Source organism: Sphingomonas sp. PP-CE-1G-424 (assembly GCF_004341085.1).
In the GTDB taxonomy this organism is placed as follows: Bacteria; Pseudomonadota; Alphaproteobacteria; order Sphingomonadales; family Sphingomonadaceae; genus Sphingomonas.
Map to the genome: position 1 here is coordinate 212545 of NZ_SLXW01000004.1, position 13078 is coordinate 225622.

Genomic DNA, 13078 nt, shown 5'->3' on the forward strand with positions numbered 1-13078 from the left:
ATGGCTACTCAGGACGAGCGGAAGGGGGGTGTTCAGCCGCGGCTACGCCATCCAACTCGTCAGCGTCTCACCCCGAGCCTTACGAACCATCGCCTGCACCAGCCGCACCAGATGCACCACCAGCGAGATCGCGGTCCACGCGGCGACCCCGATGATCCCCCAGTCCGGCCGCGTCACCAGCAACCCCGCGAACAGGATCACCATGTTCGGATTGCGTCGCGCGGTGATCAGCCGGAACCAGCTGTCGAACCGCTCCCACACGTGGATGTGCATCCCGAACCGGACGATGAACGCCCCCTCGATCAGCCGCTGCGCGACATAGCCGAACAGCATCGTCCCGATCACCGCCCAGAACATACCGTCCTCGAGCGGCCGCCCGTACGGCACGCACCCCGCCGCCCAGGCCCACCACCAGAACGGAGGATGCACCAGGTCGACCCCGTGATCCCACGCATTCCCCAGCTTCGACGAGGTGATCGTGCACCGCGCGAGCTTCCCATCGACGGTGTCGAGCACCATGAACACGAGGCCGGTCGCGAGGCCCGTCCAGAACCAGCCATACCAGAACGCCACGGTCGCAACGATACACAGCACCGAACCGAGCGCGGTCACCTGGTTCGGCGTGATCCCGGCGCGCGCGCAGACCCGCGTGATCGCCAGCGCCCATTCCGGCCACAGATACTTGGTCAGCAGGTCGGTGACACCCTTGTACGCACCGACATAGCTCGCACGCTCGATCGTCGGCACCGCAGCGGGGGTCAGGAGTTCGGCGAACGGCCGCTCGCGTTTGCGCAGTGCCTCGTTGAAAATGCCTTCCTCGGCCTCGGCGGCGATCACCGTCAGCCCGGTCACCAGCGGCGCCTCGCCGAGCATCGCCGCGGTCATCCGCGCACGCTCGTCGGCGTCGCGGACATGCGCAAGGACGGGCACGCCGGTGCGCGTGACGACGGTACCGGGCCGGGTCTTCAGATACGCGATCCACATCGGGTCGAACGCGTAGGCGAGATTGGCGAGGATCACCGGGCCGGTGTCGCCGTCGACATCGGTCGGCAACCCTTGCGCGACGCCGATCCGCCGGATCCGCTCGGCATTGGTCATGCCCCAGAGCAGCGTGTCGTTCGCCCGGACGGTCCGGAGCGCTGGCGTAGGGGCTGTCGAATCTACCATGCCGCACCCGTTACCCGATCTGGTCGTGAAAGCGAGAGGGGGAGGGGCATCGGCTCTCAAGGACCACCCCGAACCACCACCCCGATTGCATCACCCCGAGTCCACCACCCCGGCGAAGGCCGGGGCCCAATTGGAATGGCCGGCGTAACCTCGCGCAGTCCTTCGTTGGCAACGTCCCCCAATTGGGCCCCGGCCTTCGCCGGGGTGGTGCAGGTTTAGCGGGCGGGCGTGGCCTCCAACATTTGAACGATCTCTCCCGCCGCTCTCGCCGCGCCACCCTCGACCGCCCCCAGCGACCGCCCGGCAAACTCCGCCTGAACTGCCGCATAGTCTGCATGCCTCAATGCCGACCGATCCACCGCCGCGACAACATCCGCAACGTTGCCAACCACCTCGCCACAAACCCACATCGCGTAATTCGGATCGCCCTCCCAATCGGCACCCCCCGCATTGAGAAACACGCAAGGCCGCGGCCGCATCAGGAATTCGATCACCTGGCTCGACGTATCGCCCAGATACACGTCCGCGACGCCGGTATAGCTCCCGTCGACCATCGCGAACCCGTCGATGTCGCAGTGCACATGCGCCAGGTCACCAATCTCGCGCATCAGATCCGCCACCTCGGGCGCGCGCTCGACCAGTCGCTGGTGCGGCGCGAAGATCAGATTGTAGCGTCCGTCCGCGACGAGCCGCCGGACGACCCCCGCCCCCCAGCGCCACCAGGACGAGCGATGCTGCTGCCAATGCGGCGTATACAGGACGACCGGCCGCGTATCCGCGAACGGCGGCGCGGCGTGCGTCCGGTGCGTGAAGTCGGCTTTCACATAGCCGGTCGCGACGAACCGCTCGGCCGCGAACCCGCGGTCGATATAGGTCTGCCGCTCGAGTTCGCTCGGCACCAAAGTCAGTGCCGCCGCCCGCCGCCGCGGATCATCGCGCGCGCTCATCGAGCCAACCCCGTGCGAGGTCTTCACGAACTTCGCGCGCAGCGGAAACAGCCGCGGCAGCCACAGGCTCGTCTGCTCGGCGCACACGACGACCGCCGCGCTGCGAAGATACGGCAGCAGCCGGAGCAGCATCGGCATCTTCGACGGCAGCACCGGATTACGCCCGCTGCCGTCGTCCGCAACCACCCGAAACCCCGGTGCCCGCCGGATTCGAACGGTAGGGAAGGGCGCCGTCCACCGCGTCAGCAACGTCTCGTGCACCGACGTGCTCACCCAAAGCTCGATCGGCACGTCCGACGCGGCAGCGAGCGCCTCGACGATCGGATACAGATGCGGGATCAGCAGCGTCTCGCCGAGAAACAGGAACGCGACTTTCCGCGTCATGATCCCGAAGCGCCGCCCGCAGGTGCGTCGTGATCGTGCTGCCACAGCGCGATGTCTTCCGGCCGGTCGATCTCCTGCCAGCGGACATTCCCTGCGATCCGCACCGCACGTACGCCGACGGTCTCCGCAACGCGGCGGACGACGGCGTGGTGGTAGGCGTGGATACCATCCTCCTCGCCGATCACCGCGCGCAATGCCTCGGCATACGCGCCGCCGCCGGTCGACACGATCAGCCCGAGCGAGCGATCGGTCGCCTGATGTCCGACCAGATGCTTGCCGACCGCGACGACAGCGTCGCCGTCCGCCTCGACCAGCATATCGTCGAGCCCCGGCGTCACCAGCGGCTCGATGACCAGCTTCACGCCCGATCCCGGATCGCCGCCTCGATCAGCGAGCGCCGCGCGCAAAATCGCCGCATCGAACAGCGTGTCGCCATTCATCAACGCGAACGGCGCTTCGAGATATGCCCGCGACGCCCACACGCTGCCGATGCTGTTCGCGGCGGACCAGAACGGATTGAACACGAGTTCGGTCGGCAGGTCGGACATGCGTGCCGCCAGATGCGCCGCGACCTGCTCGATCCGATAGCCGCCGACGATCACCGCGCCCTCGAACCCGGCGTCCGCCACCGCGTCGAGCTGATGATCGAGGATCGCACGACCGCCGACCTGCACGAGGCATTTCGGCGTCGTCAGCGTCAACGGCAACAGCCGCGATCCGTGACCGGCAGCAAGGATGATGGCCTTCATGGGCGCGGACTTACGCACGAAGTGTGGCAGGAAAAAAGCTACCATGTATCGCGCGACCATGCTGCACTGCAGCGGAACATCCGCGGCCACGCACCGTTGCGCCTACATGCGCATATTCAGATCGCTTCACATACCCCATGAATGGGTCTGGCTGGAGAGCGTCGCCGTCGTCGCGGCGGCCGTCCTCGTCGCGCTGATCGCGCACTGGCTGACGATGCGGATCGGCGGCCACGCCCAGCGCCGCTCGACCGCCAAGACCGACGGACTCGTCCTCGCCCGCGTCCGTCGGCCGTTGCGTGCGGTATTCGTCTCGGTCGCGGTCGCGTTCGTCGCGCGGATCCTGCCGATGGACAACGACATCGAGGACCTGTGGAAGCAGTTGCTCGGGTTCCTGATCCCCGCACTGCTCGGCTGGCTCGCGGTCGCGGCGTTGCGCGCGTTCCAGGATGTCATCGAGATCCGCGCCGACATCTCGGTCGAGGACAATCTCCGCGCCAGGCGGAAACGCACGCGGGCAGCGATCCTTGGGCGGATCGGGACGTTCTTCATCGTCTTCATCAGCGTTTGCCTGATGCTGCTGAGCGTCCCCGGCATCCGCTCGATAGGCGTCACGCTGATGGCGTCGGCGGGTATCGCCGGCCTCGTCGTCGGTGCCGCCGCGCAGCCCGCGCTCAAGAACCTGATCGCCGGCGTGCAGATGGCGTTCACCGAGCCGATCCGGATCGACGACGTGCTGATCGTCGACGGCGAATGGGGGCGGGTCGAGCAGATCAACCTGACGTTCGTGGTCATCAAGATCTGGGACGAGCGGCGCCTCGTCGTGCCGGTGTCGAAGTTCCTCGAGCAGAGCTTCCAGAACTGGACGCGCGAGACCAGCCAGTTGATGGGTTCGGTGTTCTGGTATCTCGATCCGTCCGCGGATGTGCCGCGGCTGCGCGAGAAACTGGGCGAGATCGTCACGTCGAATCCGCGCTGGGACAAGCGATTCTACAACCTCCAGGTGACGGACGTGAAGACGGACTGCATCGAACTGCGCGGGCTGATGACCGCCAAGGATGCGGCGATCGCGTTCGATCTGCGGTGTGATGTGCGCGAGGCGTTGCTGAAGTATATCCGCGAGGAAATGCCCGAAGCGATCCCGCGCAACCGCCTGCTGATGGCGCCCGACCCGGTGAGCCGCGCCTAACTTCCCCCCTCCCTGGAAGGGAGGGGCCGGGGGTGGGTCGGCTTCGGCATAGTCCCAGGTGTATTGGCTGAAACTGGCCGACCAACCCCCAACCCCTCCCTTCCAGGGAGGGGGCAAGAAAGTTAGGCCCCTCCTATCCAGGGGGCCAAGAAGTCAGGCCTCGACGTGCTCCGGTACCGCCTCGAGCGCGGTGATGAACAGCTCGCACCACCACATCACGTCCTCCTTGCGGACGTTGTCGATCAGCTTCTCCCAGCGTTCCTTCCGCTCGGCCAGCGGCATCTTCAGCGCTCGGTCGATAGCGTCGGACATCTCCTCGGGGCTGTACGGATTGACCAGCACCGCGTCCTTCAGCTGCGTCGCCGCGCCCGCGAAGTGCGACAGCACCAGCACGCCCGGATCCTCGGGATCCTGCGCCGCGACATATTCCTTCGCGACCAGGTTCATCCCGTCGCGCAACGGCGTCACCAGCCCGACACGCGCCGCGCGATAAATTCCCGCCAGCACGTCACGCGGAAAGCCCTGGTTGACGTAGCGGATCGGGGTCCAATCGATGTCCGAATATTCGCCGTTGATCCGCCCCGACATCGAATCGAGGTTCGCGCGAATCTCCTGGTAGGTATCGACCTTCTCACGCGAAGGCGGCGCGATCTGCAGCATGTAGACCAGCCCGCGCCGGTCCGGATGCGATCCGAGGAAGCGCTCATAGCCCGCAAATCGCTCGGCGAGCCCCTTCGAATAATCGAGCCGGTCGACCCCGACGATCAGGCTGCGCCCGGTCGCCGACATGTACATCCGCTCCTTCGAATGCCGCGCCGCGTCGCTGTTCGCCGACTTCTCGAAGTCCGCGGTCTCGATCCCGATCGGCGTGACGATCGCCTTGATCGTGCGATCACCGACCGTCACCCAGCCATCCTCGCCGACCACGCCGTCGAGCTGGCTCGTGACGTAATGCAGGAAGCTGTCGAGCCAGTCCTGCGTCTGGAACCCGATCACGTCGTACGCGAACATCGATTCGACCAGTGCGCGGTGGCTCGGCAGCGACAGCAGCATCGCCATCGGCGGCCACGGGATGTGGAGGAAGAACCCGATCTTGTTCTCGACGCCGAGCTTGCGCAGTTCCTGCCCGAGCGGGACGTGGTGGTAATCGTGGACCCACACAAGATCCTCGGGCTCGATCAACGGCAGCACCGTCTCCGCGAACCGCTTGTTCACGCGAGCATAGCCGCTGGAGAAATCGCGCTCGAACTCGGTCAGGTCGATCCGGTAATGGAACAGCGGCCACAAGGTCCGGTTCGCATAGCCGTTATAATATTCGTCGAAATCCTGCTCCTCGAGGTCGATCGTCGCGGTGGTGACGCCCTTGCCCTGCTGGAAATTGATGTGCCCGGTGAAGGTCTCGGTGGTCGATCCCGACCAGCCGAACCACACGCCGCCCTTTTCGCGCAGGGCGGCGAGCAGCGCGACCGCAAGGCCACCCTGGTTGCCCGAGGGGGCATCGACCGACTGGACGCGGTTCGAGATGACGACGAGGCGGCTCATCGGACGGCACTCCACGGCTTGCTGAGCAGGACCGCGCAGTTGATCAGCCCCACCAGCGAATAGGTTTGCGGATAATTGCCCCACAGCTCGCCGGTATTCGGATCGATATCCTCCGACAGCAGCCCGGCAGGCGTCCGCCGCGCGACCATCTCGCAGAACAGCGCGCGCGCGTCCGCGGTCCGGCCGGTCGCATGCAGCGCCTCGATCAGCCAGAAGGTGCAGACGTTGAACGCGGTGTGCGGCAGGCCGAAATCATCCTCGGTTGCGTAGCGCAGCATGTGGCTGCCACGCCGCAGACCCTCCTCGACCGCCTTCAGCGTCGACTGGAACCGCGGATCGTCGGGTGCAAAAAAGCGCAGGTCGAGCAGCTGGATCAGGCTCGCGTCGAGATCGTCGCCACCGAACGTCGCCGAGATACGCTGCGTATCCTCGCGCCAAGCCGACTGCTCGATCGTCGTGCGAATGGTGTTGGCGCGCTCTTCCCAGAAGGTCCGGCGATCCTCGAGCCCGAGAACCTCCGCCGCGTTCGCCAGCCGGTCGCACGCCGCCCAGCACATCGCCGCCGAATAGGTGTGGACGTGCGCCTTGGTACGCAGTTCCCACAGCCCGGCGTCGGGCTTGTCGTAGGTCTCCCACGCGCGGTCGCCGACGAGTTCGAGGCTCTTGAAATCCTCCTCGCTCGACATCCGGAACAGCCGCTTGTCGAAGAACGCCTGGACGTCGGACAGGATGATCTGGCCGTACGCGTCGTGCTGGATCTGCTCGTACGCCTGGTTGCCGACGCGCACCGGGCCCATGCCGCGATAGCCGGGCAGGTCGCTCTCGATCCGCTCGATCAGCGTCGCCTCGCCGCCGACGCCGTACAACGGCTGGACATGGCCGCCCTTCGACGCATCGACTATGTTGCGCAGGTATTCGAGATACCCTTCGAGCACGTCGAGCGCACCCAGGCGGTTCAGCGCCTGCACGGTATAATAGGCGTCGCGGATCCAGCAGTAGCGATAGTCCCAGTTACGCTCCGACCCCTCATGCTCGGGGATCGAGGTGGTGAGCGCGGCGACGATCGCGCCGGTCTCCTCGTGCTGGCACAGCTTCAGCGTGATCGCGGCGCGGATGACGACGTCCTGCCACTCGACCGGCGTCGCGAGGCCGCGCACCCAGTGCCGCCACTCGTCCTTGGTCCGCGACAGCATCGCCTCCGCCGCCTCGTGCAGCACGCCTGCGAAACTCTCGTCTGGCCCGAGGAACAGGTGCATCTGGCGTTCGAGCCGGAACCAGTTCTCGCCGACGATATGCCCGACCGGCGCGTCGGTGGTCAGCCGCAGCGTCTGATCGTCCATCAGGAAGCGGATGTGGTTCGAACCCTGCGTGTGCTCGGTCGGCTTCCCCCAGTTCGTCGCGACCCGCATCCTAACGCGAATGCGCGGCGAGCCAGCAACCGGCTTGACGATCCGCACGAAGCTGGTCGGGCGATAGGTCCGCCCCTCACGCACGAAGCGCGGGCAGAAATCGATCACCTCGACCGCGTTGCCGGCCTCGTCCTCGTGGCGCGTGACCAGGATCGGCGTGTTGCGGATATAGGCCTGCGTGGTCTTCGCGCCGCCTTCGAGTTCGATCGCCCAGAACCCGGTCTTGGGCGCATCGCCGCCGAGCAGCGCGCAGAATGCCGGGTCGCCGTCGACGCGGGGCACGCAACCCCAGACGAATGTGCCGGTCTTGTCGATCAGCGCGGAGACCTGGCAATTGCCGATCGGCCAGAGATTCATGTCGGCTTTTTGGGTAGGTGCGGTCATCGTGTTTCCAACGTGGGTGTTTCCAATATGGCAGCAATCCAGTCGCGAAGTGCGGCAACGTCGTTCAGGCGGTAGGTGGCGGCGGTAGGCCGTTGCTCGCCGATCAGCACGCCCGCCCCGCCAAGGTCGTGCGCGGCCTCGAACCCGTCCTCGTCGGTGACGTCGTCGCCGAAGAAATACGGCACGCTGCCCGCCATCGCCGGTGCCGTGATCAGGTCGCGCAGCGCCGCGCCCTTGTCGCCGGGGGTGCGCAGTTCGACCATCATCTTGCCGCGCTGGAGCGTGAGGCCGTGGGTGACGGCAAGGTCTTCGGCGAGGCGGACCGCGGCGGGTTCGAAGTCGGGCGCCATCCGGTAATGCAGCCCGGCGCCGAGGCTCTTGGCTTCGTAGACGAGGCCGTTGGCGTCGGCGAAGTCGCGGAACGAGTCGGCGGCGGCTTCGAGCGAGGCAGGGCGCTCGGCGGCGACATGGCCGTCGTCGGGCGTACGCGTTTCGGCGCCGTGGCTGCCCGCGACCGCGAACAGGTGCGCGTGGCGGCCGAGCATCGCGTCGAGCTGCGCGATCGACCGCCCGCTGATAATCGCGACGCGACCGGGGAAGCGCTTGGCGAGCGTATCAAGCGTATCGAGCAGCATCTGGCTCACCACGACCGCATCCGGCGTTGCGGCCAAGTCGACGAGCGTCCCGTCGAAATCGAAGAAAAGGCTCACGGCGTCGGGCACGGCATAGGGCAAGGTGGGGGGCGGCGCGAGGACATCAGTCGCGGGCTGGCGTTCGGCTAGCATCATCCCTGAACCCCTAGCGCCACCGCTCCGTTCCGCTGCACTGCAAAATTGGAACGGGTGCGGTTCGATTTTCGGGGTGGGGAGGGGTGACTGCGGCAAACGCCACCGAAGTTACCCCATCCCACCACCCCGGCGAAGGCCGGGGCCCAGTTGGGGGACGGCAATGAAGCATGTTGCGCGATATCACCTCAGACGTTCCAACTGGGCCCCGGCCTCCGCCGGGGAGGTGCTAAAGGATGCGCATCTCACTCCCTTTCAGGCCTGCAAACCTTGTTTCCCCGCGAAGGCGGGGACCCAGACTGGACTCCCGCCTTCGCGGGAGAACAAAGCAGCGGGGAGTGACCCACGTTGGACAGCGCATCCACGTCCCAAAGGGATAGCAGCCGAGCAAGTCCGCGGCGCCGGCGCTAGCTGAAGCCGACCCCTCCAATCCACCCCACCTGCGACACCTCGCGACACAAAACCGCTGGACTAGCAAACGCCGCTTGGTCATGCCTGCCGCCCATGTCCCGCGTCCGCGTCCTTCTCTTCGCACCCGTATCCGCGGGCGTCCTGCTAGCCGGCTGCACCGTCGGCCCGGACTACCACCCCAAGGCCGCCGCCGAGCTGGGCGTCCCCGACGCATACTCGGTCACCCCCGAAACCAAGCCCGAAGACCTCACCCGCTGGTGGCAGAAGTTCGACGACCCCGTCCTCGGCCAGATCGTCGAGCAGGCTGCCGCCGCCAACCTCGACATCGCACAGTCGGTCGCCCGCCTCCGCCAGGCCCGCGAAAGCCTGCTGCAGAACCGCGCGTCGCTGCTCCCGACGGTCAACGGCTCGGCCGGCTATCAGCGCAACGAGAACGTCCGCGGCGGTGGACGCTCGTTCACGCTGCCCGACGGCACCGTCGTCGACACCGGCGGCGGCGGCACCAACAGCTTCACGGTTGGCGCCAGCGCCAGCTATCAGGTCGGCGTCTTCGGCGAGATTCGCCGCACCGTTGAGGCCAGCCGCGCCGAATACGCCGCGTCCGGCTACGACTACGCCACCGTGCTTATTTCCGTCGAAAGCGAGGTCGCCCGCAATTACGTCCTCGCCCGCTCGTATCAGCAGCAACTTGCCAACGCCCGCGCGTCGCTCGCGATCCAGGACGACAATCTCGAGATCGCCGGCTTCCGCGTCCAGGCGGGGCTCGTCTCCAGCGTCGACGCCGAACAGGCGCGGGCCCAGCGCGCGCAGACCGCCGCGACGATCCCGAGCCTCGACCAGCAATATGCCGCCGCTGTCGCCCGCATCGGCGTGCTGACCGGACAGGCCCCCGGCGCGCTCCGGACGATGATGGCGCCCGTGAAGGCGATCCCGACCGGCCCCGCCGCAGTCGGCGTCGGCATCCCCGGCGATACGCTGCGCCAGCGCCCCGACATCCGCTCCGCCGAACGCGCACTCGCCGCCGCCACCGCGCAGATCGGTGTCGCCAAGGCGCAACTCTACCCGGCGCTCGCGATAACCGGCAACCTGAACACCAATGCGACCTCGATCGGCAGCATTGGCGACGCGATCACCGGCAGCCTGTTCGCCGGGCTGACGCAGGCGATCTTCAACGGCGGCCGTCTCCGTTCGCAGGTCCGCACCAGCGAAGCCGCCGCCGACGGCGCGCTCGCGCTTTACAAATCGACCGTCCTGACCGCGCTGGAGGATGTCGAGAACGCCGTCGTCGCCTTGCAGGCCGCGCAGGAACGCGAGCGGCAATTCGCGATCGCGCTCGACGCGTCGAACAATTCCGCGATCCTCAGCCGCAGCCAGTACCGCACCGGCCTCACCGATTTCACCACGCTCAACCAGCAGGAAACCGCGCTCCTGTCCGCACGCAACGGCGCGACGCAGGCGCGCGCCGATGCCGCCACCGCGCTGATCGCGCTGTACGCGGCGCTCGGCGGCGGCTGGGATTCGACCGTCATTCCCGAAGCGCCACCGCGTGCGCAGAACACTTCAGAGGCACGCTGATGGCCGACGCATCGATCGACGATTTCCTGGGCGTAAAGCCGCAGGCGCCATGGCGGCGCTACGTCAAATGGGTCGCGATCGCGGTCGGCGTGGTCGTGCTGTGCCTGCTGCTCGCGAAGTGCTTCGGCGCGAAAGAACAGACGCAATATTCGAGCACACCGGCGCAGCGCGGCAATTTGACCGTCACGGTGTCCGCCACCGGCAAGCTCGCCCCGACCACGCAGGTCACGGTCGGTTCGCAGCTGTCGGGCCTCGTCACCAAGGTCGTCGTCGACGTCAACGACCGCGTGACCGCGGGCCAGCCGCTCGCGCTGATCGATCCCGAACAGCTCGACGACCAGATCCGCCAAACCAGCGCGCAGCTCGCGGCGAACGAGGCGCAGGTCGCGCAAGCTCAGGCCACCGTCGCCGAATCGCGCGCGCAGCTGAACCGCCTCGAAGAGGTTTCGCGCCTCTCGGGTGGTCGCGTACCGTCGAAGACCGAGCTCCAGACCGGCCGCGCCGATTACGCCCGCGCCGTCGCCGCACAGAAGGTCGCCGAAGCCAACGTCGTCGCCAGCCGCGCGCTCCTCGCCCAGAACCAGACGCAGCGGGCGCGTGCGATCATCCGCTCGCCGGTGACGGGGGTGGTGCTCGCGCGCCAGATCGACCCGGGCCAGACCGTCGCCTCGTCGTTCAACACGCCGACGCTGTTCGTTATCGCCGAAGACCTCACCAAGATGAAGCTCGAGGTCGCGATCGACGAAGCCGACGTCGGCGAGGTCAAGGTCGGCCAGAAGGCCAGCTTCACGGTGGATGCGTTCCCCGGCCAGACCTTCCCCGCGACGATCACGCGCGTCGATCTCGGTTCGAACCTGACGGTCAGCTCGGCGACCTCGTCGACGACGACCACGGCGACGACCTCCACCGGCCAGGTCGTGTCCTACGCCGCCGACCTGACCGTCGCGAATCCGTCGCTGACGCTGCGCCCGGGCATGACCGCGACTGCGGACATCGTCACCTCGGATAAGCGCAACGTCATGCTCGTCCCCAACGCGGCGTTGCGCTTCAAGCCGAGCGCGGATGGCGCGAAGGATCAGGGCGGCGGCATCGCCGGCTCGCTGACCTTCCGGCCACGGCGCGGCGCCGGTGGCAACGCGCGGACCGCCAAGCTCGATCGCGGCTCGCAGCAGACGATCTACGTCAAAGGCGCCGACGGCACCCCGCAGCCGGTGCAGATCACGACCGGCGACACCAACGGGACGATGACCGAAGTCCTGTCGGGCAATCTCCAGCCCGGCGCGCAGATCATCATCGGCCAGCTCGCCACCGGCACCGACACGACCAAGACCGCCGCGCGTCGGTCGGGCGGGGCCAGCAAGGGTGCGGGTGGTGGCCAGTAATCCGCCGCTGATATCGTTGCGCGGCGTCACCAAGACGTATGGTACCGGCGCGACGATGTTCCAGGCGCTCAAGGGCGTCGACCTCGACATCGCGGCGGGCGATTTCGTCGCGGTGATGGGCCCCTCGGGGTCGGGCAAGTCGACGACGATGAACATCCTCGGCTGCCTCGACGTGCCGAGCGCGGGGACGTTCACGTTCCAGGGCCACCATGTCGAGACGCTCGACCGCGATCAGCGCGCGCTGCTCCGCCGCAATCACCTCGGCTTCGTGTTCCAGGGCTTCAACCTCCTCTCGCGCACGTCCGCGCTGGAGAATGTCGAACTCCCCTTGCTCTACCGCGGCGACGAAAAGCGCGCCCGCCGAGATGCGGCGATGGCGAGCCTCGACACCGTCGGGCTCGCGGACTGGTGGGATCACACCCCCGCGGAACTGTCGGGCGGCCAGCAACAGCGCGTCGCGATCGCCCGCGCGCTGGTCACCAGCCCCGACGTGCTGCTCGCCGACGAACCCACCGGCAACCTAGACAGCGAACGCTCGGTCGAGATCATGCAATTGCTCATGCGGTTGAATGCGGAAAAGAATATCACGGTCCTGATGGTCACCCACGAACCCGACATGGCCGCGTTCGCGCGGACGGTGGTCCACTTCAAGGACGGCCTGGTAGAACGCATCGAAACCCAGCACCGCCAAGGCGAAAGCGTGGACTCGTGAGTGGCGTGGCGCCGAAAAGCCCCTCCCCTTCAGGGGAGGGGTTGGGGTGGGGAGCAACGCTGGCCGTTCACGCGAAACATATGCGTCGAGAACCAACCGAGCCAGAGAAGCGCTTGTGGCGCGGCGTATCCAACAGCCAATTGGGTGGCTTGAAGTTCCGGCGGCAGGCTGTGCTCGGCAGTCGCATCGTCGATTTCTTCTGTCCTGCGATCGGCCTCATCCTCGAAGTGGATGGCCATACCCACGACCAGGCGACAGATCGGAACAGGGACGCCTTGATGCAGGACTTGGGATTCACGACTGTTCGGGTGACCAACGTCGACGTCATGACCAATGCCGAAGGTGTTCTCCTTCACGTTCTTTCGGTTGCCCGATCATTACCGGCGCGTGTGAACTGGCGGCTTCCCCACCCCAACCCCTCCCCTGAAGGGGAGGGGCTTTAGAT

General features: G+C 66.9%; 11 protein-coding genes. 5 read left to right on the plus strand and 6 right to left on the minus strand.

The features are described 5' to 3' along the window. Nucleotides 1-42 precede the first annotated feature (42 nt). The 3 genes from C8J43_RS15145 to C8J43_RS15155 all read right to left on the minus strand — a co-directional run bounded on the left by C8J43_RS15145 (nucleotide 43) and on the right by C8J43_RS15155 (nucleotide 3247). On the minus strand, nucleotides 43-1167 hold the full coding sequence (locus C8J43_RS15145; protein WP_133031637.1) for a CDP-alcohol phosphatidyltransferase family protein: 1125 nt from the start codon (nucleotides 1165-1167) through the stop codon (nucleotides 43-45). A 215-nt stretch (nucleotides 1168-1382) separates the two neighbouring features. Then, a complete protein-coding gene (locus C8J43_RS15150) occupies nucleotides 1383-2498 on the minus strand; it encodes a hypothetical protein (RefSeq protein ID WP_133031638.1) in 1116 nt (371 codons plus the stop codon). Next, the gene (locus tag C8J43_RS15155; RefSeq protein ID WP_133031639.1) at nucleotides 2495-3247 is read right to left on the minus strand and encodes an NTP transferase domain-containing protein; all 753 of its coding nucleotides are present in this window, start codon (nucleotides 3245-3247) and stop codon (nucleotides 2495-2497) included. The genes C8J43_RS15150 and C8J43_RS15155 overlap by 4 nt, the downstream gene beginning before the upstream one ends. 106 nt (nucleotides 3248-3353) lie before the next feature. On the opposite strand from C8J43_RS15155, the gene C8J43_RS15160 reads away from it, so the two are divergent. Further along, the gene (locus C8J43_RS15160) at nucleotides 3354-4433 is read left to right on the plus strand and encodes a mechanosensitive ion channel domain-containing protein (RefSeq protein ID WP_121903565.1); all 1080 of its coding nucleotides are present in this window, start codon (nucleotides 3354-3356) and stop codon (nucleotides 4431-4433) included. Nucleotides 4434-4586: 153 nt separating this feature from the next. Here C8J43_RS15160 and C8J43_RS15165 read toward each other — a convergent pair whose 3' ends face one another. The 3 genes from C8J43_RS15165 to otsB are packed head-to-tail and all read right to left on the minus strand — an operon-like array spanning nucleotide 4587 to nucleotide 8556. Next, complete coding sequence (locus C8J43_RS15165; protein WP_121903867.1) at nucleotides 4587-5975, minus strand: trehalose-6-phosphate synthase; 1389 nt, start codon at nucleotides 5973-5975, stop codon at nucleotides 4587-4589. Beyond that, a complete protein-coding gene (locus C8J43_RS15170; protein ID WP_056060739.1) occupies nucleotides 5972-7768 on the minus strand; it encodes a glycoside hydrolase family 15 protein in 1797 nt (598 codons plus the stop codon). Before C8J43_RS15170 ends, C8J43_RS15165 begins: the two co-directional genes overlap by 4 nt. Continuing rightward, a complete protein-coding gene (gene otsB / locus C8J43_RS15175; RefSeq protein ID WP_243645597.1) occupies nucleotides 7765-8556 on the minus strand; it encodes a trehalose-phosphatase in 792 nt (263 codons plus the stop codon). Before otsB ends, C8J43_RS15170 begins: the two co-directional genes overlap by 4 nt. Nucleotides 8557-9057: 501 nt before the next feature. On the opposite strand from otsB, the gene C8J43_RS15180 reads away from it, so the two are divergent. From C8J43_RS15180 to C8J43_RS15195, 4 genes are all read left to right on the plus strand, one after another. Beyond that, nucleotides 9058-10539 (plus strand): efflux transporter outer membrane subunit, encoded by a 1482-nt coding sequence (locus C8J43_RS15180; protein ID WP_133031640.1) that lies wholly within the window; start codon nucleotides 9058-9060, stop codon nucleotides 10537-10539. After that, a complete protein-coding gene (locus C8J43_RS15185; protein ID WP_133031641.1) occupies nucleotides 10539-11921 on the plus strand; it encodes an efflux RND transporter periplasmic adaptor subunit in 1383 nt (460 codons plus the stop codon). Before C8J43_RS15180 ends, C8J43_RS15185 begins: the two co-directional genes overlap by 1 nt. A 55-nt stretch (nucleotides 11922-11976) precedes the next feature. After that, nucleotides 11977-12633, plus strand: a complete 657-nt coding sequence (locus C8J43_RS15190; RefSeq protein WP_133031849.1) for an ABC transporter ATP-binding protein — start codon at nucleotides 11977-11979, stop codon at nucleotides 12631-12633. 80 nt (nucleotides 12634-12713) lie between these two features. Beyond that, nucleotides 12714-13076 (plus strand): DUF559 domain-containing protein, encoded by a 363-nt coding sequence (locus C8J43_RS15195; RefSeq protein ID WP_133031642.1) that lies wholly within the window; start codon nucleotides 12714-12716, stop codon nucleotides 13074-13076. Nucleotides 13077-13078: the final 2 nt, after the last annotated feature.